A 22,790-nucleotide genomic window follows, 5' to 3' on the forward strand; every position below is an offset into this window, starting at 1 on the left:
GGTCGACACGATCATGCCGGCACCGCCAATGCGCGGTGCAGCGCGTCCGACGCGGCGCGGGTGTGGGCGGCGTATTCAGCCGAGGTGCGGAAATCCTCGTGCCGGGGGTAGGGTGTGTCGACCTGCAGTTCCTCGATCACCCGGCCCGGACGGGCGGCCATGACGATGATGCGGTCAGAGAGGAAGACACTCTCGAAGACCGAATGGGTCACGAAGATTACGGTGCAGCCCACGCGCGCCTTCAGTTCAAGAAGATCGTTGTTCAGCTTGAAGCGGGTGATTTCGTCCAGCGCGGCGAACGGCTCGTCCATCAGGATGAGGCGCGGTTTCGTGACCATGGCGCGCGCGATGGAGACGCGCATCTTCATGCCGCCCGAAAGCTCGCGCGGATAGGCATTCTGGAATTTCTCGAGGCCGACGAGTTTCAGCGCTTCGAGCACTTCGTCGCGGACCTGCGCATAGGCGATGCCCTTCAGCCGGAAGGGCAGCCACACATTCTGTGCCACCGTCGCCCAGGGCATCAGCGTCGGTTCCTGGAAGACAACGCCCAGGTCATCGGTGCCCTGTCCGCCCTCCCATGCGATCCGGCCACGGGTCGGGTGGATCAGGCCCGAGATGAGCCTCAAGGCCGTGGACTTGCCGCAGCCGGACGGTCCGAGAAGCGAGATGAAATCGCCCTCGTTCACATCGAGATTCATGTCCTTGAGCGCAACCACGTCGCCGTTGAAGGTCTTTTCAACGTGGCTCATGCGCAGAAGCGGCGGTCGTTGACCGATGGGCAGCGTCATCGCGGTCTTTCCGGGATTTGTGCAGGGCCGGCCCCCGCGATGCAGGAACCGGCCCAAGAGTTCAAGTGGCGATCAGCCCTTGAGGTCGAGGCCGACACCCTTGCCCACGAATTGAGTCGTGTAGGTGCCGGAGAAGTCGATGCCGTCCGAGACGACGCCGGCTTCGACCATCTGGTTGTAGAAGTCCTGAACCTTCTCGTCTGTGATGACGCCGATGCCCATGGTTTCGGTGTCACCGGAATCGACGATGCCCCATTCCTTCATCTTGGAGATGGCGTAGTCGATCTTGTCCTGCGTCATCTCGGGGTTGGCTTCACGGATCAGCTCATTCGCTGCGGCGTTGTCACCATAGAGATAGTTGTACCAGCCCTTGATCGAGCCATCGACGAAGCATTCCACAACCTCGGGGCTTTCGTCGATCGTCTGCTGCATGGTTTCGATCGTGGTGGCATAGGACGAATAGCCGGCATCCGCGATCAGGAAGACGTTCGGCGAGAAGCCGCCTTCCTTTTCGACCAGATAGGGTTCGGACGAGAGATAGCCCTGCATGCCAACGTTCTTGTCGGCAAGGAACGGAGCGGGGTTGAACGTATAGGGCTGACGCTGTTCGGCCGTGAAGCCATGCGCCGCCATCATCCACTGGTAGTAGGACTGATAGCCGTTGTCGCCGATGAGAAGGGTCAGGTTCTTCAGATCTTCCCAGCTCGATGCGGTTTCCGGATGCGCCACGATCACCTGCGGGTGCTTCTGGAAGATGGCCGCGATGTTGACAACCGGGATGCCTTCTTCGGCTGCGGAGAAGGCCTGCAGCAGGTCGCCGCCCATGTGGAACTCCATACGGCCCGCCAGCATTAGGGCGCGATTGTTCACCTGCGGACCGCCGGGAAGGATCGTGACCGAGAGGCCGCATTCCTCGTAGGTGCCGTCTGCAACCGACTGGTAGAAACCGCCATGTTCAGCCTGAGCCACCCAGTTCGTACCGAAGGTGACTTCGGTCAGGTGGCCGCCCGCGATGGCCTGCGAGCCCATCAGGGCCAGAGCCGTTCCGGCAGCAAAAGTTTTTTGAATAGACATCCTCACCTCCAGGTTCTTGTCTCTTGTGCTGATATGGAAGTCGGTTCCGGGGCGGTCTATCGCCGCCACCGACTTTGCCCTCTGCCCCCTCAGCTTCGCACAAGGAATATCCGCTTCTGCGCGATTCGCACAATTTTTCATCGAAAACTTACTTTGCGGAAATTGCTTGCCGAAGAAGTCGCGGGGCGGTTCTCTGAAAACCGACCCAGATGGAGGCCGGAAATGCGCGAGATTACGCCCGAAGATATCGCCCCCCCATTTGCGCGATATGCGCATGGAGTGGAGCTGCCGGAGGGGTATCGCCTGATCTTCACGTCCGGCCAGCTGGGTCTGGCGGAGGATGGCTCGATCCCGGCCGGGTCCGAGGCGCAGGCGGCCATCTGTTTCGGCAATATCGACTCGATCCTTGGCGCTGCGGGCGCGGGGCGCGCCGATGTGGTGCGGATCAATGCCTTCGTCACGGACCGGTCGCATATGGCGGGATATATGGCGGCGCGGGATGCGTGGCTGGCCGACGTGACGCGGCTTCCGGCATCGACGCTGGTAATCGTGTCCGGGTTCACCCGCCCGGAATTCTGTGTCGAGGTCGAAGTGGTGGCCGCCGTGCCCGCGGACCGGTGAGATGCCCGGACGGGTCTTTCTGACCGCGCCATTGACCGAGGTCGCAGCTTGGATGGGCGCTGACGCCGGGGATCTCAGCGAACCGCCACGCCGAAACATCGCACCCGGACAGGAAGTCGTGGTTTGTACCGCTGAGCGACGGCTGGTCCGGATGCGGTGGGGGATCATTCCCGTCGGCCGGGTCAACGCGCGGGGGCGGCCTGTTCTGGATACGATCGTCAACGCGCGCTCGGAGACGGTTTTCGACAAATCGGCCTTCGAAGGTGTCGGGCGCGCCGTGGTGCCGGTGAACGGCTGGTACGAATGGACGGGTGCCGCGCGGCGCAAAACGGCGTGGCGCATTCGCCCCAGCGATAGTGCGCCGTTTCTCGCCTTTGCTGCCATCACCGACCGGTGGCAGGCGCCGGGCGGACGGGTTCTGGATCAGGTCGCCACGGTCACGACGGAGCCCAATGCCGATGTTGCGCCGATCCATCACAGGATGGCGGTCATACTAGAGCCTGCCGATGTCGGGACATGGCTGACCGGGAGCGAGGATGCCGCACGGGCGCTCTGCCGTCCCTGGCCCGAGGGGCGCTTGCATATCGAGGAGGCGAAAGATGTGGACTGGCAGGCGCCTTGACGGTACCCGTTCGCCCCTTGCGGCAAAGGGGCCCCTTGCATCCGGCGGGTGAGTATGCTGCGGTGCAGAAAATTGTGGAGGCTGTTGCCATGACTGGCAAGGTAATCACCGTGGCCCAGCAGAAGGGCGGCGCGGGCAAGACGACGATCGCGGTCAATCTGGCCGTTGCATTGGCGAAGCGGGGCAAGAGCGTCGCGCTTCTGGACACCGACCCCCAGGGCTCGATGGGGCGTTGGTTCATGGCGCGGCGCGAGGCCGGAGAGCCCGGCATGGAGTTCTCGACGGCAAGCGCCTGGGGCGTGTCCTATGAGGTGGACAAGCTGTCCAAAAGCCATGACTTAGTGATCATCGACACGCCGCCGAAGATCGACAGCGATCTCAAACCTGCGATCCGGGAAAGCGACCTCGTGATCGTGCCGGTGTCGGCTAGCCTTGTGGATGTCTGGGCCACTGAAGGTGTGCTGGACCTGGCTGGCCGTGAAAAGGCCCGCGTCATGGTCGTGATGAACCGGGCCAAGGCGGGAACCAAGGTTGCGGCGTCCGTGGACGAGGCGCTGACCGGCATGGGCGTCACGCGGGCCGAGACGGTTCTGGGCCACCGCGTGGCTTATGCCGACACGCTCGGCGGCGGGCGCGGTGTGCTGGAGCGCGGCAAGGGAGCCTGGACCGACGAGATGGCCGCGCTGACTGACGAGGTCACGAAGTTGCTCCGCCGCTGAAGATTCCCACGGCATTGACAAGGCGGGCGACGATCCGTCACACAACCCCCTGAAAACAAGGGAGACCGTCAATGCGTCAGGGCTGGCCCGTCGCCCGGGCAGGGCGCAGGATCGGGCTTCTCGGCGGGTCGTTCGACCCCGCCCACGAGGGTCATGCCCATATCACGCGTGAGGCCTTGAAGCGGTTCGGTCTGGACGAGGTCTGGTGGCTGGTCAGCCCCGGCAACCCTCTGAAGGTGCGGGGCCCGGCGCCTCTTCCCAAGAGGCTTGCCGTTGCGCGGGACGTGATGCGCCATCCACGCGTGAAGGTCACGTCGCTCGAGGCCGATCTCGGGACGCGGTACACCGCCGAGACGCTGGCCGGGCTTCAGCGCGCCTATCCGGGCGTGGTCTTCGTCTGGCTCATGGGAGCGGACAATCTGGCGAGCTTTCATCGGTGGGACCGTTGGCGCGAAATCATGGATCGCGTGCCCGTGGGCGTTCTGGCGCGGCCCGGCGAACGGTTATCGGCGCGGCTGTCGCCGGCTGCACGACGGTTCCGCTTTGCGCGTCTCCGTGCGCGAGAGGCGCGTCGGCTGCCCGGTATGGAGCCGCCTGCATGGTGCTTCGTGAACGTGCCGATGAGCGGCGCCTCGTCGACCTCGATCCGGGCCGCCGGGCGCTGGAACGACACGTAACAAAGCCTTGACTGTCGGCAGTGTCAGGAGGACTTGCCAGCGACGCGCGCGGGTCGGATAAGGGGCGCATGATCAAGGGAATGACACGGCGCGCCCTGCTTGTCGGCGCCTCCACACTGGCGGGACAGGCGGCGATTGCCGGTGTGCCGGCTTCGATCCTCCCACCTCCGCCACGCGGCCGCGCGAGTGCCGACCTTGTCAGACGTGCTGCGGTCGACACCGCGGAAGATCTGATCGCCAAGGCGGGGCTTGACGGCGTCGTGACCTTTGCCCTTGTCGACACGGCAACGGGCCAGTTGGTCGAAGGCCGTCAACCGGGCCGGATGATGCCGCCAGCCAGCACCTTGAAGTCTGTCACCACGCTCTATGGGCTTGACCGATTGGGAACGGACCACCGGTTCTTGACGCAAGTTCTCCATACCGGTCAACGGGATGGCGGCCGGATCACAGGCGACCTGATCCTGGCTGGCGGCGGCGACCCGACGCTCGACACGGACCGTCTGGCCGATCTTGCCATCCGGGTTCGGGATGCGGGTGTGACAGAGGTTCGGGGCCGCTTCCTTGTCTGGGCCGGAGCGCTTCCCCGTGGGCCAATGATCGACAGCGACCAGCCGGATCACGTGGCCTATAACCCGTCCTTCGGCGGGCTGAATCTGAATTTCAACCGGGTCCATTTCGAGTGGAAGCGCGACGGCGATGGCTATGACATCACCATGCAGGCGCGGGCGTTGCGGTACCGCCCTGCGACCGAGGTCGCGCGGATGGCGCTTGTGGATCGTGCTGCGCCGGTCTTCGAGTACCGTGCCTCTGCCGGGGGGGATGGTGATCGATGGACCGTGGCCCAAGGCGCACTCGGTCAGGACGGTGCGCGGTGGCTGCCGGTGCGGTATCCGGCGCTCTATTGTGCTGACGTTTTCCGGACGCTGATGCGCTCAAACGGCATCGTTCTCGGGCGACCGGAGCTGATGGCCGAAGCGCCCGAGGGTGCGGTCCTTCTGGCACGCGATGAAAGCGATGTGCTGGGCGGCGTCCTGAAGGATATGATGAAGTATTCCACCAACCTGACCGCTGAAGCAGTCGGGCTGACTGCGAGCCTTGCGAATGGTGTCCCGGCGGCGTCGCTTGTGGCCTCTGGCGCACGGATGGCGGGATGGGCCGAGACGCGCTTCGGGACGCGGCGGCTACGGTTTCGCGATCATTCAGGTCTGGGATACGGGTCCGAAATTGGGGCGGGCGATCTGGCGCGCATTCTGGCGGGTGACCGCCGCGTGCGGGCCTTCATGAGCGACGTCTCGATCCCCGAGCCGGGACGCTCGGACGGTGCGGCGATGAAAGGCGCGTCTGTCGTGGCCAAGACCGGAACGCTGAATTTCGTGAGCGCGCTGGCCGGGTTCGTGACGACGTTGTCGGGACGCGAGCTTGCCTTCGCTATTCTCACGGCTGATGTGGCGCGGCGGGATGCGATCCCGCCAGAGGCGCGCGAGCGTCCGCCTGGCGCGCGAACGTGGTCAGGCCGGTCGCGGCGACTGCAGAAGGCGCTTCTGGCGCGGTGGGCGTCGGCGGTCTGAAACGGAAACGGCCCCTCACAGGGAGGGGCCGTTCCGATAACTCGTATCGCTATACTCGTTCACACTTTTCGGGTCGCCAGTGTCAGGCGCGTACGCTGCCGCCACGCGGGCCAGCGATCAACCAGGCGATGAAGCCAACGACCGGCAGGATCAGGATCAGAAGCGTCCACACGATCTTTGCCGTGGCCGAAGCGCCGCTGGTCCACGTCTGGAAGAGAGCGTAGATATTCGCGATCAGGACGATAAGTCCGACGATACCATATTCCATAACTTGTACTCCTATACATCTGCCGGCTTAACACCGTCAGGGGGTACAGGGTTCCGCAGGATTTTCTGCTTTTTCCGCGATCTCGCAGCCAAATGGCCGAGAAAAAAGGAGAAACTGGTCGGGCGCAAAAGAACGCTGCGCCGGTCCCGATGGCCGGGTCAGATCACGCGATGGCGGGCATTGGCCGCGCGTTCGATCGCAGCGGCGGCGAGCCGATCGAGATCGAGCTCATAACGCATCTCTTCGAGCAGGCGGAGTTCATTTTCGCGCGCGGTGCCGTCGGCTGCGACCACGTCGCAGGCCATGGCATAGGCGGTTTCATACAGACGTTCGGGCAGGGTCTGGCGCGTCGCCTCCCAGAGCTGATCGAGCCCGTCTTCTTCGGCAAAGAGATCGAAGACGGTATTTGAGACGTCCTTCATCCGGTCCGGGTCATAGTCGGAAAAGACCGGCAAGTGGTTTACGATACGCTCGATCGTCAGCAATTCGGACGTGCGGATGGCCTCGTCCGAGGCGGAGACCGCGACCATGATTGCCACAAGGGTATCCTGTGGCGTGAAATCGGTGGGGGCGAGGGGCACGTCTGGGTCCTTTCGGGCTGCTTCGCCCGAATTTATTGACGTCTCCGCCTGCCCGCAATAGGTAGCGGGCCTTGGCGCGGGATGGCCCCGGCCATGTTTCAAGGACTGCCCCGATGACCGATTTCCGAGATGCCGCGATGACATCGAAAGCCTGGCCTTTCGAAGAGGCCCGGCGTCTGCTGAAACGCTATGACAAGGCGCCGCCCGAGAAGGGGTATGTCCTGTTCGAGACGGGGTACGGGCCGTCGGGGCTGCCGCATATCGGCACCTTTGGCGAGGTGCTGAGGACAACCATGATCCGGCGCGCCTTCGAGGTGATGTCGGACATACCGACGCGGCTGATCTGTTTCTCGGACGACATGGACGGGATGCGTAAAGTGCCGGGCAACGTACCCAATCAGGAGGCCTTGCGCGAGCATCTGCAAAAGCCGCTGACCAGCGTGCCGGACCCGTTCGGGACGCATGAGAGCTTCGGGCATCACAACAATGCCATGCTGCGCCGGTTCCTCGACACGTTCGGGTTCGACTACGAGTTCTATTCCGCTACCGAGTTCTATGCCTCGGGTCAGTTCGACGAAGTGCTCTTGCGGGCTGCCGAGCGTTATGACGATATCATGGCGGTGATGCTGCGCTCGCTGCGCGACGAGCGGCGCGAGACCTATTCCATCTTCCTGCCGATTCATCCCGAGACGGGCCGGGTGCTGTACGTGCCGATCAAGCATGTGGACGCCGCCGAAGGCACCGTCACGTTCGATGACGAAAGCGGGCGGGAATGGACGCTGCCGGTGACGGGCGGGCAGGTCAAGCTGCAGTGGAAGCCCGATTTCGGCGCGCGGTGGGCGGCGCTCGGTGTCGATTTCGAAATGTACGGCAAGGATCACTCGACCAATACGCCGATCTATGACCGGATCTGCGAGATTCTCGGCCAAAAGGCGCCGGAGCATTATGTCTACGAGCTGTTCCTCGACGATCAGGGGCAGAAGATTTCGAAGTCATCGGGCAACGGGATCTCGATCGACGAGTGGCTGACCTATGCCTCGACCGAGTCGCTGAGCTATTTCATGTATCAGAAGCCCCGGACGGCAAAGCGGCTGTTCTTCGACGTGATCCCGAAAGCGGTGGACGAATATCACCAGCAGTTGCGCGCCTATCCCGATCAGGATGCTGCTCAGCAGGCGGCGAACCCGGTCTGGCACATCCACAATGGCGACGTGCCGGAAAGCACGCTGATCGTGCCGTTCGCGATGCTTCTGAACCTCGCAAGCGTGTCGGGGGCGGAGGACAAGGAGACGCTCTGGGGCTTTATTCGCCGCTATGCGCCCGAAGCCACGGCGGAAAGCCATCCCGATCTGGATCAGGCGGCGGGCTATGCGGTGCGCTATTTCCAGGATTTCGTCCGGCCGGAGCGGGAGTATCGCGCACCGAATGCCAAGGAGCGCGCGGCGATGGAGGACCTGCGCACGCGGCTTGCCGCATGGGATGGCGACGCGGACGCAGAAGAGTTGCAGAGCCTTGTTTTTGCGGTCGGCAAGGAGCACGGCTTCGAGCCGCTTCGCGACTGGTTCAAGGCGCTTTACGAGGTCTGCCTGGGGGCGAGCCAGGGGCCGCGTTTCGGGGGCTTCATCGCGCTCTACGGTATTGATGAGACCATCGCATTGATCGACCGCGCCCTGGCCGGCGAGCTTTCCTGAACGGCCACGCCTGCGGCGTGACGCGACATTTGCGCGGGCCATCCGGCCCGCGCGCTGCCTCCGGCGGGGATATTTTTCAACAGGCGAAGGAAGCATGTGGTTCGGTTTTCGGACCGGGCTGCATCGTGAAGAGTGAACCGGAGACGGCCGTTCTGCCGTATACTTCCTGAAAGCGACCTTTCGGGAGGCGGGCGATGAAGGCGATGTTTCTGGGATTTTTTCTGTCGATCGGGCTGAGCCTTCAGGCGTATGCGCAGGAGGCTCTGCCGTCCGAGCCGGCGATCGAAGGCACGATCAGCGACCAGATCGACGCTTTTCTGGCCGACGATTTCGACCGGGCGTTCACGTTCGCCTCACCCAACATCCAGTCGCTTTTCGGTTCGCCAGACCGGTTCGGGGCCATGGTGCGTCAGGGATATCCGATGGTCTGGCGGCCCGGTGACGTGACCTTTCTGGCGCTCCGCGAGATCAATGGGCGGCTTTGGCAGCGTGTCATGATCCGTGATCGCGAGGGGAGGGTCCATATGCTCGACTACCAGATGATCGATGCGGATGGCCGCTGGCGGATAAATGGTGTTCAGATCGTGCCCGCTCCCGACGCGGGCGTTTGAGCCGCGCGCATGGTTAAGGCGGGATTAAGCCGCCGAGGTTAGATCCAGTCCCCTATCGCCGGCCGTGGGTCCGGCATCCATCCACGAGAACCGATTGGCCCGAGGGCCGGATGCGGAAGCGCCCGGTTAGCGCCTCGGTTGGCTCGTGCCGGGAAAGGGGAAACCGATGAACAAGGCGATTACCGACGGGCTGGTACTGATGCCGCCGGCATTTTCGGACGGGCTGTCCGCTTGGTCGAGCGAAGACGGCACGCCGGGGAGCGTGACCTATGACGCTGTCGCGACGGCGGCGGCGGTTTCCGGCGATGTGGACTTCGCGGGCTGTCTGGAGCTTTTGAAGACCGAGAGCGTACAGCGGGTGCGCTACACCGGAGAGACGCCGATCCTGCCGGGCTGCTACCTGCGCGTGACCGCGCGGGTGAAGGCGGTCTCTGGCGCTTTTCCGTCTGTCCGGATCGCGGGCTGGGCGGGCGATGCCGGGAATGTGGCTGTCACGGGCCTTGTGATGCAAGGGGCGTCGGTGACGCTCGACACCTATGGCGAAGTGGTCGAAGTCTCGGCCATCGTGGGGGCCGGTGCGCGGACCGGCGTCGACATGCAATGGGCGCCGCCGGTGGTCTATGGGCATTTCGGGCTGGACCTGTCTGGGCCGACGGGCGGTGTGGTGCGGATCGACGATATCCGGATCGAGGATGTGACTTCGGTCTTTCATCGGGTGATGATGGATTGGGTCGATGTGCGCGACTATGGCGCCGTGGGAGACGGGCTGACCGATGACACGGGCGCCTTCGTGGCGGCAAATCTTGCGGCGGCCGGGCGAGGCATATTGGTGCCCGAGGGCGTCTATGCGCTGAGCGACACGGTCACGTTCGAATATCCCGCGCGCTTTGTCGGCCAAGTGACGCTGCCCGTCGACAAGCGGCTGATCCTGCGCCGGAACTTCGATCTGCCGAGCTATGCTGCGGCCTTCGGAGACGAGGTTGAGGCCTTCCGGCGCGGGCTTCAGGCGCTGGTGGCCTTTGCAGATCACGAGAGCTTTGACCTCGGTGGCCGGCGTATCGAAGTGGCAGCACCTATCGATGTGGCGGACGCCATGGGCGTGGATACGTGGGAAATCCGTCGTGTCGTGCGTAACGGTCAGCTGAACGTGGTGCCGGGGCCGGCGTGGGACAGCGAGGTTGTGACGAGCACTGCCAGCTACGACACGGCGCAGCCGCTTGTCTTGTCGAACGTGGCCAATGCGGCCAATGTGCCGGTGGGTGCGCTTGTCGAAGGGACGGGTGTGGGCCGAGAGGTTTATGTCACCGCGGTCAATGCGGGTGCCGGGACCATCACGCTTTCGCAACCGTTGCACGGTGCGCCGGCGAGCCAGACCTATACGTTCCGGCGCTTTCGCTATGTTCTGGATTTTTCGGGCTTTGCGAAGCTCTCGAAATTCACGCTGACGGATATTGAGCTTCATTGCGAGGGCGTGGCTTCGGGTATTCTGCTGGCGCCTGCTGGCGAGACGTTCCATCTCAAGGACTGTTTCATCACCAAGCCGAAGGATCGGGGCGTGACCAGCCATGGACTCGGCTGTCAGGATTTGCAGATCGACCGGTGTCATTTTACGTCGGACGAGCAGGCCGTGGCGGCGACGGAGCGGGTCAGCCTCGCGCTGAACGTGAATGCGAATGACGTGAAACTTCGCGACAACCGGTTCCAGCGCTTTGGCACGACCATGGTTCTCTTCGGGAACGGGCACCTGATCGTGGGCAATCACTGGTTTCAGGGGGACAACGTCGTGGACGGGCCAAGGACGGCGGGTCTGGTGTTCACCTATCCGAACGTTAAGTCGGTGATCACGGGCAATTACATCGACAACTGCTTCATCGAGTGGACGAACGAACATGATGCTCAGCCCGATTTCGGCTCCGAGTTCACCTTTGGCGGGCTGACCGTCACGGGCAACATCTTCACCGTGAACGATGCTGCGAGTCATTTCGCGTGGATCGTGGTAAAGCCTTACGGCGCCGGGCATTACCTTCAGGGGGTGTCGGTGACGGGTAACGCTTTCAAGTCGCTGAACGGCACCACTGACCGCGTCGAGAAGGTGGACGCCTCGATTGCGGGTCTGGCCTATGGGTCTGTCCGGAAAGTGGTTTTCGACGGGAATACGTTCAACGGGATCGGTCAGGTCACGCAGAACCCGGCGACGCTGCAGCTCGATCAGGTGTCCGAGGCCACGGTCTGGACACTGGACGCCGGCCCATGGCTGCCCTTCGGTGGGCGTGCGCGCGAGGTCGTCGGCATTGTCGCCGAGGGTGCGGTAACGAATGGGACGGGGACGGCCAGCTTTGCGGCACCCTATGCGACGCCCGAAATCGGTGCGGCGAAGGATCAGGTGACGCTGACCTGGCCCGAGGCGGTCAAGGGACGGGTGCAGGTGACGGTGCGGGTGGACAAGCCGGTCTGACCCGGCTCCGGGATTGTGTCGGACGCCGCCTCCCTAACGGCGTCCGACAGCCGGCGTCAGAGTCGCGCGAGGGACCAGATGGCGACGATACCGTCGTCGCCGTTCTGCAAGAATGAGATCGCGACCCTGTCGCCGGAAGCGAGATCGGCAGGGAATTTGGTACGGGAATCCATGTGCCAGACCGTGTTGTCGGTCAGGGTGAAGATGCCGGTTTGGGCGTCGAACGTCTTGATTGTGCTGATCTGGCTATCGGACGCGACGGCGGGCGACGCGGCGAGAACAAGGGCGGCGATGAGAAGGCGCATGGCCTGTTTTCCAATGGGAGGAAAGCGCTTTTCGGGTCGGAATGGCCCGTTATAGCCGCCGGGCGGAGCCTCGCGCCCGGATGCGCTGATATCGGGCTTTTCGTCGAGTCGCGCAAGAGAAATCTTTGGGGCGCCTTTGTCGGTACAATATAATATTATCAGATATTTAATTCTTCTTTCGTCAATCGGTAGGCTTTGCCGAAGCCGCCGTTGAGTTCCGCCGCGGTAACCTTCAGGCGGACGATGTGAAAATCCGCAAAATCGACGTAAAGAGCGGCCTTCGGATGACCCTTCAGATACGTGTCCTTCAGGGACTGTTTGTCGGCGAATTCCGCTGTCGCCATCACAGTCATGCGGGGGTGGGCGAGCGGGTCGCCGCGGCCCGGCTCACCGAGCAGGATGGAGACCTGAGGGTGGTTTCGTATCGCCGCGGTGTGGGGCGCGAGGTCGGAGACAAGCGTAAGAAGGTCCGCTCCATCGATCGCAAGCGCCACCCTCGTGACATGGGGCTGGCCATCCCGCAGGGTTGCAAGCGCGCCGTGGCGCGCTTCGGTCAGCAGGCGCCGCGCCAGCGCGCGGGCCTCGTCATCGGTCGGACGGATCGGGTCTTTTTTCGTCATCAGGACAGGGGCGCCGCGATACAGGCGCGGAAGGCCTCGACCGCTTTTTCGGCGCTATCGAGCGGCACGGCGCGCACCGTCTCGCCGAGCGCGAAGTAAGCGGTGTCGAACGATGCCAGACCGTTCAGCACATTGCCGAAGCCGCGATCCGAAACGCTGAGTGTCGTGCCGTCCGGTGACAGGCGGTGCCGGTCCGTGGTGATCAGCAACCCGCCCCCCGGCGGTCCGAACTGAATTGCGAAGACGGGCCCGGCGGGCCACTGCGTGCCGCTCATCGCGATCGCGTAGGCCTGATCCTGACGCGGATCGTAGGTGACCTCGACCGTCATGTCGCCGTCGGTCTCGCTGATGGTGCAGACCGGGGTCGGTGAGAACTCCCACGCCTGCGCAGGTGTGGCGGCGATCAGAAAGGCGGCAAGATAACGCATATTCTCTGGCTATCGCTTTTTCGGCCCGCCGAGAAGCCGGCAATGATCCGCGTCAAAGAAGACACATTCTTATTTTTATATGATTTTGGGACATCAAGAGGAGGGAGGCTGTTTGATGTCCATGACCAAAGCACTACTCGCGGCGTCGGCGCTGATAGTAGGGGGTGCGGCCTATGCCGATGAAATCGGAATGGCCGACTATCAACAGTACTGTGCAACCTGTCACGGGGTCGATGCCACCGGCGGTGGCGACCTGACCCAGCTCATGACGGTCAAGGTGCCTGATCTGACGCAGATCGCTGCGAACAATGACGGCATCTTCCCGATGCTGGACGTCATCCATGTGATCGACGGCCGGACGGGCGTGCGGGCTCATGGTGGCCCGATGCCGGTCTATGGGCGGGTGTTCACGGCGGAAGCCGCCGAACACGGCACCATAGCGGCGGCGCTCGAAGCGCGTGGACGCGTATTGTCCATCGCGTATTACCTCGAAAGTCTGCAGCAGTAGGCAGACCAAAGGGTAAGGTGGACCGGTCCGACGTTGCCGATGCGTCGGGCCGGTTTCCGCGTTTCAGGCGGGCATTTCGGACATCGGGAAATCCACGTGAAAGCGGTTGCCGTCCGGATCACGGAAGAAGACCAGCGCGCTGCCGATTTCTTCGAATGGAACGAGCTTGTGGTCGACGCCGTGGTCTTCGAGCGTGGCGATGAAGTCGGCCATGCCGGTCGCGCGGAAGGAAATGTGTTCCATCCTCAGGCTTTCGCCCTCGGCATAGGGTGTGGGGGCGGGGTCAGCCTCGATCAGGTGGATCACGCAGGTGTCGCCCAGATAAATCCAGGCCCCGGGCACCGAAAACGCGGGGCGGTACCCCTCGGCGAGGCCCATCACGTCACGGTAGAAGGCTGTCAGCCTGGCGACGTTGTTCGTGCGGATATTCACGTGGTCGAAAGCGGTGAGGGGCATGTGTGCGATCCCTTTGAGCGGCTTACGCACTCATGATGGCAGCCCGCTGGCGAAAAAGACAGCATTGTCAGCGCCCGTTCAGCCAAGCGGTGATCGTGGCAATCAGTTCACCGTTGTTCCTGCCCGAATAGGCGGCCTCAAGCGGATGCGGCCCGTCCTCTGTCACGAGCGCGATCCGGGTGAGCCTCTGATCTCCGTGCCAAAGGGCTTGCTCGGCGGCCTGTTCCAGACGGTCGAGGTCGATGACCCAGTCCTGTGCGCCGGTAAGGCGCCTGACGGAATGGGTGAAGCGGCCTAGCGTGCGATCGAAGTCGAAGCGCTGCAGCGGTGCGTAGCGGTGCAGCACCCAGAAAGCTCCCAATCCGATAAGGCCGACGAGGATCGGTAGAAAACGTCCCTGCACTTCGCCAGTCAGCACCGCCAGAAGCGTCGTCGCGCCAACGGGCACAAGTGTCAGCCAGAGCACCCATGGCCTATCCTCGAGAACCAGCCGGTCCGGAGTTTCCTCGATAATTCTCATGGGATGTGACGGTAGCGGGATTTTCCGCCCGACGTGATAGAATGTCCGTGAGGAGGACCCGCGCCATACTTCAGATCGACCCAGACCGTGCCTGCCAGACGGTCATCACCACCTTCGAATGCTCACCCGGCACGTCCGAAGATCTGCTGGACGCGCTGAAAGAGGCCTATTCCCGTTTCATCTCGCACCAGCCCGGCTTTATCTCGGCGGCGCTGCATGTGAACGACGCCCAGACCCGGATCGCCAATTACTCGCAATGGGAACGGCGCGAGGATTTTCAGGCGATGCTGCGCTCGGACGAGATGCGCGCGCGGAACCGCGAGATCGCGGAATTGTGCTCGCGCTTCGAGCCGGTGATGTACGAGGTCGGAGCGGTTTTCTGAGCTGGTCCCCCGCGAGGCCCAGTTTTGTGCTAGGGTGACGTTGCGGCAGCCTGTGCCGCGCAAGGGAGGGGACGTTCATGTTTGCACGTATCACACCGTTTCAGCTGAAGCCCGGAACGACTGACGCCGCGATGGCCAAAGCCGATGAGCTGAAGCCAAAGATCATGGGGCTGCCCGGAATGCAGGCCTTCACGGTTGCCGCCGACGAGAACGGCAAGGGCTATACCATCGCCGTGGGCGAGAGCCGCGAGACGTCGGACGGGAACATGGAACAGGCCCGCGCGATCTGGGGCGAGATGGCCGAGTTTCTGGCCGAGATGCCCACGCCGGAAGGCTACGACCGGGTGCGGCACTGGGATAACTGACGTCGCTTGGAATGGCGGCCGGTCGTCAGCCTGTCGCGCACAGCCTTGGCCTGTGGACGAAGGTGCGCGGGTGTATCCGCAAGTGAAAATTCGCCTCAGGCCCTGAGTGAGCCGCATCCGGGCGGTGCGGCTCCGGTTCCAGGAAATGCCGGTAGAAAAGGCACCTGGGATCGCGAGATCGGCGGGCTTTGCGCGCGTTTCGAGCCGTTGATGTCCGAGGTCGGGGCAGTGTTCTGACGTGGTTCCCGGCGCGGTTTCTTTGGGGCAAGGCGATCTTTCCAAGTGTGCCGGACGTGCTGTGGATGCCGCTTGAGCGGTTAGGGCAGGGCGTTAGAATGGCGCATGATTTGGTTTATCGCCTTTGGTTTATCCGCACTGACCGTCTGGGCGCTCTTTCGCGCCTTCCGGCGGTCGAAGAAAAACTGGATCGTCGTCGACGGCTCGAATGTCCTCTACTGGCACAATGAAACGCCGGACCTTCACAGCGTGAAGCAGGTTGTCGACATCCTTCGCGGCGAGGGTTTTGAACCCCTTCTTTGGTTCGACGCGAATGCGGGTTACCTTATAGGTGATCGATACATGGGACCGGCCATTCTGGCGAAAAAGCTGGAGATGCCGACCGCCTCTGTCTTCGTTGCGCCAAAGGGCACGCCAGCGGACCCGCTATTGCTTGAGCATGCAGTCAAGTTAAAGGCGCGGGTCGTGACGAATGACCGTTACCGCGATTGGGAAGAGACGTTTCCGCAGATCAGGATGCAGGGGTTCCTCGTTCGGGGCTATATTTCGGCGCATGACATCGGGCTTGAGCTGGGGCCGGAGGCATAGGAAGACAGTTCTGGGTATTTCAGGCGCGGCGACGGAACCGGGGCAGCGTCAAAGGGTTTACATCGCGATACAGGAGAGATCGGATCATGGAAGGTTTTCTGGATGCATTGGGCGCGGTGACGCTGATCGTCCTTGCTGTCATCGGCGCGGCCTCGGGGGTCATCGCCGGGCTGATCGCCGGGCAGCGCATGCCGCTTTACATCCTGCTTGGCATCGCGGGCGCCGTGGCTCTGCCGTTCATCCTTGCGGCGCTGGGTGTGACCGCGCTCGCGGCGGGTGGTTTGCTGCTTATCGCCTTTGTGGCGCTGATAGGCGCCGTTATCGTGCTGGCGATCGGACGGGCGATCATGCGGAAATGACAAGACGGGGCGACCATGTGCACGCGGTCTTGGGGCCGCCACATGGTTTCCTCATCTCGCGCGTAATGTGATGCTTACAAGCGTTCGCTGGCTGGCCCGGCAAGGTAAAGCCGGATCAGCCTGAGAGTTCAGCCAAAAGTGATGACTGCGGGCCGCCAGGGATGGCGGCCGTGCAGGTCAGGCTTTCGCCTTGCGCCGCCGCAGAAGCCCGAGTGCGGCCAGACCGCCGATCAGGAGCGGCATGCCGGCGGGAACCGGAACGACGTTCGCTCCACCGTTCGACGGCGGATCGAGGCTCGGACCCGTACCCTCACCGACGCTCGTGATCCCCGTCAGGGTAAACTCGATCGGCTCGCTCATCGTGTCGATACAGCAGGTGGTGCCGGTGAACATGTACCAGGTGCCGTTGCCGATCACGAGCGGCTGGGTGTAGAGCCAGTTGTCGTAGGTGCCGCCGCCGGCGTTGGACGGATCGTCCATATATCCGGTCAGCGTGCCGTCGGCGAGCATGTCGTCGCGGTCGGCGTCGTTCAGCGTGCCGTTCCACTGGATCAGCAGCGGATCGTACCCGTAGCTGCCCGAGGTGCCGTCGCCCGAGATGGTCAGACCCCCATTGTCCGAGCACAGAATACCCTCATCGCAGGGAAACGTCTGGTCTCCGTGCCAGTGCTCGTTCCAAAGGGTAACGGTGCCGTTCCCGTTGTCGGTCCAGCCGATGGTGACGGTATGGGACACGGCCGGCGTGGCCATGCATAGCCCTGCTAACGCCGCAGAAACAAAAGAAAACTTGCGCATAATACGAGATCCCCCTTCCACAAAATTTTAACGCCGGCGAAAAAAGTGCCGGTCTTTCAGTGAGAAAAGGTTAACAGAATGTGCCGATTCTGGAAACTATTTCTATTTTTTCCACGGATTGGCGCAATTTTTGGAGGGGGGTGGGGGGTGCCGTGGGGCGGGACCGGTGAGGCGTTTGGAGCGCATTAGGGCGAGTGGGCGATAGTGCGGATGTGAAGGGGCGGGGTGGCCGGACAGGCGCGGTGGCCCGTTCGAGGTCCGAATAGGCGGGGTCCCGGAGTTAGCCAAGATCGACACGCAGTGTACCTATACCCGCTCCCAGCCCGAGGGGGCGAGAAGCGCCCGCTCTGGGGGTGAGATGGGACCGTCGCGTCAGTGGCGCGTCGAAAGCTCATTGAACGGTCGGGCGCTGTGCGGTTTTGCTGGGCGACTTTTTTGCATCCAGCGAAGCGCGCCTTGCCACTGAAATGCTCGGCAACCGACTAGATCGGGTGCTCGTCCAAAAGAGCGAGCGCGCGTTTAAATAGTCCTTCCACTTCAGCGAAGCTTATTGTGCGGGCTGATGTATTTGATTGGGCGGCAACGATGCGCTGCGCAAGCAAAACAGTACAACGAATGGCGTTAAGAGTACTTTTGGGATGGATAAGATGAGTGCTGGTCTTGAAGTGCACAAAGTCATCACGGAGTTCTTTTAGAAAAGCCACCGCCCGGGCTGTTTCGTTCAGATTATCGGTTGGTCCTTTGATCGAAACCCTAAGATCGGCTGGAAGGCGCATTAATAGTTCTGATAACGAGGCAAGTCGCTCTTCCGGAAAATCTTTATCTTCTAGTATCCACTGTACCCCCTTCGCATCGCACATTGCCTTTTGCGACTGGAGATCAAAATACTCGCGGATCTGCCGTTCGGTTCTTTTCTCGAAGGCACCCGTGCCATCAGACCGGACTAGCGAGCAAACACAGGCTCCTTGCAAGGCTAGGACCGCGTGAATCACTGCGCTCTTTAGGAAGAATGGATTGCTTTTTAGGTTTTCCAAGCTGTCGCATAGAATTGTCAATGAGGCTTCGAAGTCACGGCGCGGATCGAAATAAACGAAACTATCTGATGCCGTATTCATGCTTTATCACTACCTCCCCCGTCTCCTCACATTCCCGCCCCTCTGCCCGGCCCGTCCCGCCGTCGACCGCCCGCTCGCCTTCTGGGCGCTGTCCACCGCCGCTTCCACCGCTGACTGCCGCGCCAGGGGGTCGTCCGAGACCACGAGGTCCACGGTCTCCAGCCGCTTGACCTCGTCGCGGAGCCTCGCCGCTTCTTCGAACTCAAGGTTCTCGGCGGCCTTCCGCATGGCGTCCCTGAGCCCGTCCAAATGGGCCTGAAGGTTGGCGCCGACCTCGTTCTTGTCGACCTTCGCGGTCACGCGGCTCATGTCTGTGTCGCCCTTGTAGAGGCCCGCCAGCACGTCCTCGACGTTCTTCTTGACGGTCGCCGGCGTGATGCCGTGTTCCTCGTTATAGGCGATCTGCTTCTGGCGGCGGCGGTCGGTCTCGGCCAGCGCGCGCTCCATCGAGCCGGTGATGCGGTCGGCATACATGATGACGCGGCCCTCGGCGTTCCGCGCGGCGCGGCCGATGGTCTGGATCAGCGAGGTTTCCGAGCGGAGAAAGCCCTCCTTGTCCGCGTCCAGGATCGCGACGAGGCCGCATTCGGGGATATCCAGCCCCTCGCGCAACAGGTTGATGCCCACCAGGACGTCAAAGGCTCCGAGGCGGAGGTCGCGCAGGATCTCGATCCGCTCGATCGTGTCGATGTCGGAATGCATATAGCGGACCTTGATGCCCTGCTCGTGGAGGTATTCGGTCAGGTCCTCGGCCATGCGCTTGGTCAGGGTCGTGACGAGGGTGCGGAAGCCCTTTGCGCTGACCTTGCGGATTTCGTCCAGAAGATCGTCCACCTGCATCTCAACGGGCCGGATTTCGACCTGCGGGTCCAGAAGGCCGGTGGGGCGGATGACCTGTTCGGTGAAGACGCCGCCGGTCTGTTCCAGCTCCCATGACTGGGGCGTGGCCGAGACGAAGACCGATTGCGGGCGCATGGCGTCCCATTCCTCGAACTTGAGCGGCCGGTTGTCCATGCAGGAGGGCAGGCGGAACCCGTGCTCGGCCAGCGTGAACTTGCGGCGATAGTCACCCCGGTACATGCCGCCGATCTGGGGGACCGAGACATGGCTCTCGTCCGCGAAGACGATGGCGTTGTCGGGGATGAATTCAAAGAGGGTCGGCGGTGGCTCGCCCGGTGCGCGGCCGGTGAGGTATCGGGAATAGTTCTCGATCCCGTTGCAGGAGCCGGTCGCCTCCATCATCTCGATATCGAAATTGGTGCGCTGCTCCAGCCGCTGCGCCTCCAACAGCTTGCCCTCGTCCACCAGCTGGCCAAGGCGCATCTTCAGCTCTTCCTTGATCTTCCTGACTGCCTGCTGAAGCGTCGGGCGGGGCGTCACGTAATGCGAGTTGGCATAGATGCGCACCCGCTCGAACGTGTCGGTCTTCTCGCCGGTGAGCGGGTCGAACTCGGTGATGGTCTCGAGTTCCTCGCCGAAGAAGTTGAGCCGCCACGCGCGTGTGTCGAGGTGGGCGGGCCAGAGCTCGATCGTGTCGCCGCGCACGCGGAAGGTGCCGCGCTGAAACGCCTGGTCGTTGCGGCGGTATTGCTGGGCGATGAGGTCAGCGATGACCTTGCGCGGGTCATAGTCGCGGCCCGTGTGCAGGTCCTGCGTCATGGCGCCATAGGTCTCGACCGAGCCGATGCCGTAGATGCACGAGACGGACGCCACGATGATCACGTCGTCCCGCTCCAGAAGCGCGCGGGTGGCCGAGTGGCGCATCCGGTCGATCTGTTCGTTGATCTGCGCCTCTTTCTCTATGTAGGTGTCCGAGCGCGGGACATAGGCCTCGGGCTGGTAGTAGTCGTAATAACTGACAAAGTACTCGACGGCGTTGTCGGGGAAGAAGCCCTTGAACTCCCCGTAAAGCTGGGCCGCGAGCGTCTTGTTCGGCGCAAGTATGATGGCCGGACGCTGGGTTTCCTCGATCACCTTGGCCATGGTGTAGGTCTTGCCCGTGCCGGTCGCGCCCAGCAGGACCTGGTTCTGCTCGCCATCCATCACCCCTTGGGCCAGCTCGCGGATCGCTGTCGGCTGATCGCCCGCGGGCTGAAACTCGGTCTGCATGACAAGCCGCCGCCCGCCTTCCAGCTTTTCGCGGGTGCGGACGTCGGGGGCGGGCGAGTGCAGAAGCGCGGGCATCTGCTCGGGCGAGTTGTTGTGCATGGGGTGCAGCAGGCTTTGTGTCGGGGCAGGGTTCAGACAGATTTGTTCGCTTTTTGTGCTTATTCAAGGCAAATGCCGCGGAAAGCTGTTCCGAGGGTCCGATATCCCCAAAATACAACCTAAGCGATAATTTTTATTGCAAATGCATCCATTGGGTGAAAATGTATGAGTCTCAGCAGCAGACCGAAGCGCCGGTCGGACCATGTAACCCACCACCCCTCGCTCCCCATGGTCCGGCCGGTGTCTTTTCGTCACGGGGCTTGCGCCCTTCGCGCTGATCCCCGATAGAAAAGAAAAGCAAAACGGGACCGGACCGATGACCGCTCGCATTTTTCGCCCTGCCAAATCCGCCATGTCCTCGGGACAGGCGAAGACCCGCGACTGGGTGCTGGAATTCGTCCCCGACAGCGCGCGTGAAGTCGACCCGCTGATGGGCTGGACCTCGTCCAGCGACACCCAGGCCCAGGTGCGGCTGCGCTTCGCGTCGAAGGAAGCGGCGCTCGATTACGCCAAGGAACATGGGATCGACGCCTCGGTGGTCGAGCCGAAAACGCGCAAGCCCAATGTCCGTACGCGTGGCTACGGCGAGAATTTCGCCACCGACCGGCGCGGAGCCTGGACCCACTGACCCACGCCATTATCGAGATCAGCCCGACCGACCCGCGCGTCGGGCCGCTCATCCTTGCCCATCTGACATTGATGCGGGCGTCCAGCCCCGCCTGCTCGGTTCACGCGATGGAGGCCGGCGACCTTGTCGCCTCGGGCGCGCGCTTCTTCGCGGTGATGGACGGTGACGAGGCCGTCGCGATGGGTGCGCTCAAGCGCCTCGCAAGCGGCGGGGGCGAGGTGAAATCCATGCATGTCCGGGAGGATCGACGGGGCCGTGGCCTTGCCGATCTTGTCCTCGGCCATCTTCTCGACGTGGCAAGGACGAGCGGAATGCCCCGGCTTTTCCTCGAGACCGGCAGTCAGGATGCTTTCCGCCCGGCGCGCGCATTTTACGCCCGTCATGGCTTCGCGCCGTGCCCGCCGTTCGAAGGGTATGCCGAGGATCCGAACAGCGTCTTCATGACCCGCGCGCTTTAGGGCCGGGTCGCGCTTCTCAGAAGAAAGTCGATCTGCTCTTCGATCCGCTCCAGAGGAACGCCCGAGATGCGTTTTTCGAGTCCAAGCAGCACGATCCCGTGCACTGAAGAGAACAGCGCCCGCGTCATCAGGTCGATCTCGGTCGCGGGTTTTTCGGGATACATCTCGGCCAAAGGGGCCGCGATGATCGAAAAGAGCCGGCCAAGCTCGTCCATGTACCAGGCCGGGACGTCCTGCTCGACCGACATCTCAACCTCGAACAACCCGCGCCAGAGGCGGGGGTTTTCCGCGGCGAAGGCCAGATAGGCCCGCGCCATTGTCACCAGCCGCTCGATGGGCGCGTCTTCGACGACCTTGGCCACCTCGGCCGAGACATCGGCACCGAGGCGCCGAAAGGTGCGCCCGTTCACCGCAAGGACCAGCCCCGTCATGTCGTCGAAGACATTGTAGATCGCGCCAAGCGCGCAGCCCGCCTCCGTGGCCAGATCGCGCGCCCTGAGCGCGCCGATGCCATTCTCCGCCACCCGAGCCTCGGCGATGTCGATCAGCCGCTCGCGCAGTTCCTCGCGCCGTTCCTTCGTCTTCCGTGCCATCCGATCCCCAAACCTGAACGTCGTTCACGCATAGCGCGACCCGGCAGGCCAGCGCAAGGCGCTTGCCAAGGGCGGCGCGCTTTGCTCATAAGGCGGCGAGCGGTCCCGTAGCTCAACTGGATAGAGCAGCTGACTTCTAATCAGCAGGTTCGGGGTTCGAGTCCTCGCGGGATCGCCAGTCGCAGCCGGGGACGGGAGGGGACGTGATGAAGAAGGCCTTTGATCTCAGCCATCCGTTCTTTCTGCCCGTCTGGCGGCGGGTGGTCACGGTGGCGCTCAGTGCGGGTTGGGCGGCGTTCGAGTTCTCGATGGGGAATACCGGATGGGCGGCGATCTTTGCCGCGCTTGCGGCTTACGCTTTCTATGGCCTGTTCATCGCCTTCGACGCAGAGGTGGCGCGAAGCCAGAAAAAAGGGCCGGGGCAGAGCGGCTGAGCGCGGGGGGCTTTTCTGTCGCGCCGGCGGCATTGCTGCGCTAGCAATGAAGGAACGCCGCATCATGCGGCATCCCAAAGGCCCGGTGAACCGACGCCCGTGTTTAGAGTGACAG

At 62.9% G+C, this 22,790-nt stretch carries 29 protein-coding genes and 1 tRNA gene; 17 read left to right on the plus strand and 13 right to left on the minus strand.

All coding sequences use genetic code 11. The annotated features are described in order from the left end of the window. Positions 1–11 precede the first annotated feature (11 nt). Both GQ651_RS14700 and GQ651_RS14705 read right to left on the minus strand, forming a co-directional pair. Positions 12–788 (minus strand): ABC transporter ATP-binding protein, encoded by a 777-nt coding sequence (locus tag GQ651_RS14700; RefSeq protein ID WP_227258200.1) that lies wholly within the window; start codon positions 786–788, stop codon positions 12–14. A gap of 72 nt (positions 789–860) precedes the next feature. Then, on the minus strand, positions 861–1,862 hold the full coding sequence (locus tag GQ651_RS14705; RefSeq protein WP_160764958.1) for an ABC transporter substrate-binding protein: 1,002 nt from the start codon (positions 1,860–1,862) through the stop codon (positions 861–863). Positions 1,863–2,084: 222 nt separating this feature from the next. On the opposite strand from GQ651_RS14705, the gene GQ651_RS14710 reads away from it, so the two are divergent. The 5 genes from GQ651_RS14710 to dacB all read left to right on the plus strand — a co-directional run bounded on the left by GQ651_RS14710 (position 2,085) and on the right by dacB (position 6,069). Continuing rightward, positions 2,085–2,483: a RidA family protein gene (locus tag GQ651_RS14710; RefSeq protein ID WP_160764959.1), complete on the plus strand. Its 399-nt coding sequence runs from the start codon at positions 2,085–2,087 to the stop codon at positions 2,481–2,483. A 1-nt stretch (position 2,484) separates the two neighbouring features. Further along, positions 2,485–3,105, plus strand: a complete 621-nt coding sequence (locus GQ651_RS14715; protein WP_160764960.1) for an SOS response-associated peptidase — start codon at positions 2,485–2,487, stop codon at positions 3,103–3,105. 89 nt (positions 3,106–3,194) lie between these two features. Continuing rightward, positions 3,195–3,824 (plus strand): ParA family partition ATPase, encoded by a 630-nt coding sequence (gene parA / locus GQ651_RS14720; RefSeq protein ID WP_160764961.1) that lies wholly within the window; start codon positions 3,195–3,197, stop codon positions 3,822–3,824. A 71-nt stretch (positions 3,825–3,895) separates the two neighbouring features. Beyond that, on the plus strand, positions 3,896–4,501 hold the full coding sequence (locus tag GQ651_RS14725) for a nicotinate-nucleotide adenylyltransferase (RefSeq protein ID WP_160764962.1): 606 nt from the start codon (positions 3,896–3,898) through the stop codon (positions 4,499–4,501). Between the two features lie 68 nt (positions 4,502–4,569). Further along, entirely contained in the window at positions 4,570–6,069 is a 1,500-nt protein-coding gene (gene dacB / locus GQ651_RS14730; RefSeq protein ID WP_160764963.1) for a D-alanyl-D-alanine carboxypeptidase/D-alanyl-D-alanine endopeptidase, read from the plus strand. Positions 6,070–6,151: 82 nt separating this feature from the next. Here the strand turns inward: dacB and GQ651_RS14735 are convergent, their stop codons facing one another. Both GQ651_RS14735 and GQ651_RS14740 read right to left on the minus strand, forming a co-directional pair. Continuing rightward, positions 6,152–6,337, minus strand: a complete 186-nt coding sequence (locus tag GQ651_RS14735; RefSeq protein ID WP_160764964.1) for a PLDc N-terminal domain-containing protein — start codon at positions 6,335–6,337, stop codon at positions 6,152–6,154. A gap of 158 nt (positions 6,338–6,495) precedes the next feature. Continuing rightward, positions 6,496–6,867, minus strand: a complete 372-nt coding sequence (locus GQ651_RS14740) for a tellurite resistance TerB family protein (protein ID WP_227258286.1) — start codon at positions 6,865–6,867, stop codon at positions 6,496–6,498. 164 nt (positions 6,868–7,031) lie between these two features. Here GQ651_RS14740 and GQ651_RS14745 point away from each other — a divergent pair, with 164 nt between their 5' ends. The 3 genes from GQ651_RS14745 to GQ651_RS14755 all read left to right on the plus strand — a co-directional run bounded on the left by GQ651_RS14745 (position 7,032) and on the right by GQ651_RS14755 (position 11,675). Further along, positions 7,032–8,609: a lysine--tRNA ligase gene (locus GQ651_RS14745; RefSeq protein ID WP_160764966.1), complete on the plus strand. Its 1,578-nt coding sequence runs from the start codon at positions 7,032–7,034 to the stop codon at positions 8,607–8,609. A gap of 194 nt (positions 8,610–8,803) precedes the next feature. After that, the gene (locus tag GQ651_RS14750) at positions 8,804–9,220 is read left to right on the plus strand and encodes a DUF4864 domain-containing protein (protein ID WP_160764967.1); all 417 of its coding nucleotides are present in this window, start codon (positions 8,804–8,806) and stop codon (positions 9,218–9,220) included. A gap of 166 nt (positions 9,221–9,386) precedes the next feature. Beyond that, positions 9,387–11,675 carry a glycosyl hydrolase family 28-related protein gene (locus tag GQ651_RS14755; protein WP_160764968.1) on the plus strand — a complete coding sequence of 763 codons (2,289 nt, stop codon included), beginning with the start codon at positions 9,387–9,389 and terminating at the stop codon, positions 11,673–11,675. Positions 11,676–11,731: 56 nt separating this feature from the next. Here the strand turns inward: GQ651_RS14755 and GQ651_RS14760 are convergent, their stop codons facing one another. The 3 genes from GQ651_RS14760 to GQ651_RS14770 form a co-directional block, all read right to left on the minus strand. Beyond that, positions 11,732–11,980: a hypothetical protein gene (locus GQ651_RS14760; RefSeq protein WP_160764969.1), complete on the minus strand. Its 249-nt coding sequence runs from the start codon at positions 11,978–11,980 to the stop codon at positions 11,732–11,734. A gap of 158 nt (positions 11,981–12,138) precedes the next feature. Next, complete coding sequence (locus GQ651_RS14765) at positions 12,139–12,600, minus strand: HugZ family pyridoxamine 5'-phosphate oxidase (RefSeq protein ID WP_160764970.1); 462 nt, start codon at positions 12,598–12,600, stop codon at positions 12,139–12,141. After that, positions 12,600–13,028 (minus strand): excinuclease ABC subunit B, encoded by a 429-nt coding sequence (locus GQ651_RS14770; RefSeq protein WP_160764971.1) that lies wholly within the window; start codon positions 13,026–13,028, stop codon positions 12,600–12,602. Before GQ651_RS14770 ends, GQ651_RS14765 begins: the two co-directional genes overlap by 1 nt. Before the next feature lie 115 nt (positions 13,029–13,143). Between GQ651_RS14770 and GQ651_RS14775 the strand changes: the two genes are divergently transcribed. Further along, positions 13,144–13,536 carry a c-type cytochrome gene (locus GQ651_RS14775; RefSeq protein WP_160764972.1) on the plus strand — a complete coding sequence of 131 codons (393 nt, stop codon included), beginning with the start codon at positions 13,144–13,146 and terminating at the stop codon, positions 13,534–13,536. A gap of 63 nt (positions 13,537–13,599) precedes the next feature. On the opposite strand, the gene GQ651_RS14780 is transcribed toward GQ651_RS14775, so the two are convergent. Beyond that, positions 13,600–13,992 carry a VOC family protein gene (locus GQ651_RS14780; protein ID WP_160764973.1) on the minus strand — a complete coding sequence of 131 codons (393 nt, stop codon included), beginning with the start codon at positions 13,990–13,992 and terminating at the stop codon, positions 13,600–13,602. Between the two features lie 67 nt (positions 13,993–14,059). Next, positions 14,060–14,512 (minus strand): hypothetical protein, encoded by a 453-nt coding sequence (locus GQ651_RS14785; protein ID WP_160764974.1) that lies wholly within the window; start codon positions 14,510–14,512, stop codon positions 14,060–14,062. 41 nt (positions 14,513–14,553) lie between these two features. Between GQ651_RS14785 and GQ651_RS14790 the strand changes: the two genes are divergently transcribed. From GQ651_RS14790 to GQ651_RS14805, 4 genes are all read left to right on the plus strand, one after another. Next, positions 14,554–14,895: an antibiotic biosynthesis monooxygenase family protein gene (locus GQ651_RS14790; RefSeq protein ID WP_160764975.1), complete on the plus strand. Its 342-nt coding sequence runs from the start codon at positions 14,554–14,556 to the stop codon at positions 14,893–14,895. A gap of 77 nt (positions 14,896–14,972) precedes the next feature. Then, on the plus strand, positions 14,973–15,260 hold the full coding sequence (locus tag GQ651_RS14795) for a hypothetical protein (protein ID WP_160764976.1): 288 nt from the start codon (positions 14,973–14,975) through the stop codon (positions 15,258–15,260). Positions 15,261–15,602: 342 nt separating this feature from the next. Beyond that, positions 15,603–16,085 (plus strand): NYN domain-containing protein, encoded by a 483-nt coding sequence (locus GQ651_RS14800; protein ID WP_160764977.1) that lies wholly within the window; start codon positions 15,603–15,605, stop codon positions 16,083–16,085. An 86-nt stretch (positions 16,086–16,171) separates the two neighbouring features. Then, positions 16,172–16,444 carry a GlsB/YeaQ/YmgE family stress response membrane protein gene (locus tag GQ651_RS14805; RefSeq protein WP_160764978.1) on the plus strand — a complete coding sequence of 91 codons (273 nt, stop codon included), beginning with the start codon at positions 16,172–16,174 and terminating at the stop codon, positions 16,442–16,444. A gap of 177 nt (positions 16,445–16,621) precedes the next feature. Here the strand turns inward: GQ651_RS14805 and GQ651_RS14810 are convergent, their stop codons facing one another. The 3 genes from GQ651_RS14810 to uvrB form a co-directional block, all read right to left on the minus strand. Then, on the minus strand, positions 16,622–17,194 hold the full coding sequence (locus GQ651_RS14810) for a VPLPA-CTERM sorting domain-containing protein (RefSeq protein WP_160764979.1): 573 nt from the start codon (positions 17,192–17,194) through the stop codon (positions 16,622–16,624). A 527-nt stretch (positions 17,195–17,721) separates the two neighbouring features. Next, positions 17,722–18,354: a hypothetical protein gene (locus GQ651_RS14815; RefSeq protein WP_160764980.1), complete on the minus strand. Its 633-nt coding sequence runs from the start codon at positions 18,352–18,354 to the stop codon at positions 17,722–17,724. A gap of 9 nt (positions 18,355–18,363) precedes the next feature. Further along, on the minus strand, positions 18,364–20,562 hold the full coding sequence (gene uvrB, locus GQ651_RS14820; RefSeq protein ID WP_160764981.1) for an excinuclease ABC subunit UvrB: 2,199 nt from the start codon (positions 20,560–20,562) through the stop codon (positions 18,364–18,366). A 316-nt stretch (positions 20,563–20,878) separates the two neighbouring features. On the opposite strand from uvrB, the gene GQ651_RS14825 reads away from it, so the two are divergent. Together GQ651_RS14825 and GQ651_RS14830 are read left to right on the plus strand one after the other, a co-directional pair. Beyond that, positions 20,879–21,190, plus strand: coding sequence for an ETC complex I subunit (locus GQ651_RS14825; protein ID WP_160764982.1), 312 nt, complete (start codon positions 20,879–20,881; stop codon positions 21,188–21,190). Between the two features lie 71 nt (positions 21,191–21,261). Further along, complete coding sequence (locus GQ651_RS14830; protein WP_160764983.1) at positions 21,262–21,648, plus strand: GNAT family N-acetyltransferase; 387 nt, start codon at positions 21,262–21,264, stop codon at positions 21,646–21,648. On the opposite strand, the gene GQ651_RS14835 is transcribed toward GQ651_RS14830, so the two are convergent. Then, a complete protein-coding gene (locus GQ651_RS14835) occupies positions 21,645–22,241 on the minus strand; it encodes a TetR/AcrR family transcriptional regulator (RefSeq protein WP_160764984.1) in 597 nt (198 codons plus the stop codon). The genes GQ651_RS14830 and GQ651_RS14835 overlap by 4 nt on opposite strands. A 101-nt stretch (positions 22,242–22,342) precedes the next feature. Between GQ651_RS14835 and GQ651_RS14840 the strand changes: the two genes are divergently transcribed. Further along, a tRNA-Arg gene (locus tag GQ651_RS14840) sits at positions 22,343–22,419 on the plus strand. Between the two features lie 28 nt (positions 22,420–22,447). After that, positions 22,448–22,675: a hypothetical protein gene (locus tag GQ651_RS14845; RefSeq protein WP_160764985.1), complete on the plus strand. Its 228-nt coding sequence runs from the start codon at positions 22,448–22,450 to the stop codon at positions 22,673–22,675. The last annotated feature ends 115 nt before the right edge of the window (positions 22,676–22,790 follow it).

The organism is Kangsaoukella pontilimi (assembly GCF_009830125.1).
Lineage (GTDB): Bacteria > Pseudomonadota > Alphaproteobacteria > Rhodobacterales > Rhodobacteraceae > Kangsaoukella > Kangsaoukella pontilimi.

Coding starts and splice junctions, on each gene's coding strand:
- GQ651_RS14760 (WP_160764969.1), bottom strand. CDS start 11,980: ATGCGCCTTCTCATCGCCGCCCTTGTTCTCGCCGCGTCGCCCGCCGTC.
- GQ651_RS14825 (WP_160764982.1), top strand. CDS start 20,879: ATGACCGCTCGCATTTTTCGCCCTGCCAAATCCGCCATGTCCTCGGGA.
- GQ651_RS14785 (WP_160764974.1), bottom strand. CDS start 14,512: ATGAGAATTATCGAGGAAACTCCGGACCGGCTGGTTCTCGAGGATAGG.
- GQ651_RS14830 (WP_160764983.1), top strand. CDS start 21,262: ATGCGGGCGTCCAGCCCCGCCTGCTCGGTTCACGCGATGGAGGCCGGC.
- GQ651_RS14765 (WP_160764970.1), bottom strand. CDS start 12,600: ATGACGAAAAAAGACCCGATCCGTCCGACCGATGACGAGGCCCGCGCG.
- GQ651_RS14845 (WP_160764985.1), top strand. CDS start 22,448: ATGAAGAAGGCCTTTGATCTCAGCCATCCGTTCTTTCTGCCCGTCTGG.
- GQ651_RS14705 (WP_160764958.1), bottom strand. CDS start 1,862: ATGTCTATTCAAAAAACTTTTGCTGCCGGAACGGCTCTGGCCCTGATG.
- GQ651_RS14715 (WP_160764960.1), top strand. CDS start 2,485: ATGCCCGGACGGGTCTTTCTGACCGCGCCATTGACCGAGGTCGCAGCT.
- GQ651_RS14775 (WP_160764972.1), top strand. CDS start 13,144: ATGTCCATGACCAAAGCACTACTCGCGGCGTCGGCGCTGATAGTAGGG.
- GQ651_RS14750 (WP_160764967.1), top strand. CDS start 8,804: ATGAAGGCGATGTTTCTGGGATTTTTTCTGTCGATCGGGCTGAGCCTT.
- GQ651_RS14725 (WP_160764962.1), top strand. CDS start 3,896: ATGCGTCAGGGCTGGCCCGTCGCCCGGGCAGGGCGCAGGATCGGGCTT.
- GQ651_RS14755 (WP_160764968.1), top strand. CDS start 9,387: ATGAACAAGGCGATTACCGACGGGCTGGTACTGATGCCGCCGGCATTT.
- uvrB (WP_160764981.1), bottom strand. CDS start 20,562: ATGCACAACAACTCGCCCGAGCAGATGCCCGCGCTTCTGCACTCGCCC.
- GQ651_RS14710 (WP_160764959.1), top strand. CDS start 2,085: ATGCGCGAGATTACGCCCGAAGATATCGCCCCCCCATTTGCGCGATAT.
- GQ651_RS14800 (WP_160764977.1), top strand. CDS start 15,603: ATGATTTGGTTTATCGCCTTTGGTTTATCCGCACTGACCGTCTGGGCG.
- GQ651_RS14770 (WP_160764971.1), bottom strand. CDS start 13,028: ATGCGTTATCTTGCCGCCTTTCTGATCGCCGCCACACCTGCGCAGGCG.
- GQ651_RS14790 (WP_160764975.1), top strand. CDS start 14,554: ATGTCCGTGAGGAGGACCCGCGCCATACTTCAGATCGACCCAGACCGT.
- GQ651_RS14835 (WP_160764984.1), bottom strand. CDS start 22,241: ATGGCACGGAAGACGAAGGAACGGCGCGAGGAACTGCGCGAGCGGCTG.
- GQ651_RS14700 (WP_227258200.1), bottom strand. CDS start 788: ATGACGCTGCCCATCGGTCAACGACCGCCGCTTCTGCGCATGAGCCAC.
- parA (WP_160764961.1), top strand. CDS start 3,195: ATGACTGGCAAGGTAATCACCGTGGCCCAGCAGAAGGGCGGCGCGGGC.
- GQ651_RS14805 (WP_160764978.1), top strand. CDS start 16,172: ATGGAAGGTTTTCTGGATGCATTGGGCGCGGTGACGCTGATCGTCCTT.
- GQ651_RS14795 (WP_160764976.1), top strand. CDS start 14,973: ATGTTTGCACGTATCACACCGTTTCAGCTGAAGCCCGGAACGACTGAC.
- GQ651_RS14740 (WP_227258286.1), bottom strand. CDS start 6,867: ATGGTCGCGGTCTCCGCCTCGGACGAGGCCATCCGCACGTCCGAATTG.
- GQ651_RS14780 (WP_160764973.1), bottom strand. CDS start 13,992: ATGCCCCTCACCGCTTTCGACCACGTGAATATCCGCACGAACAACGTC.
- GQ651_RS14815 (WP_160764980.1), bottom strand. CDS start 18,354: ATGAATACGGCATCAGATAGTTTCGTTTATTTCGATCCGCGCCGTGAC.
- dacB (WP_160764963.1), top strand. CDS start 4,570: ATGATCAAGGGAATGACACGGCGCGCCCTGCTTGTCGGCGCCTCCACA.
- GQ651_RS14810 (WP_160764979.1), bottom strand. CDS start 17,194: ATGGCCACGCCGGCCGTGTCCCATACCGTCACCATCGGCTGGACCGAC.
- GQ651_RS14745 (WP_160764966.1), top strand. CDS start 7,032: ATGACCGATTTCCGAGATGCCGCGATGACATCGAAAGCCTGGCCTTTC.
- GQ651_RS14735 (WP_160764964.1), bottom strand. CDS start 6,337: ATGGAATATGGTATCGTCGGACTTATCGTCCTGATCGCGAATATCTAC.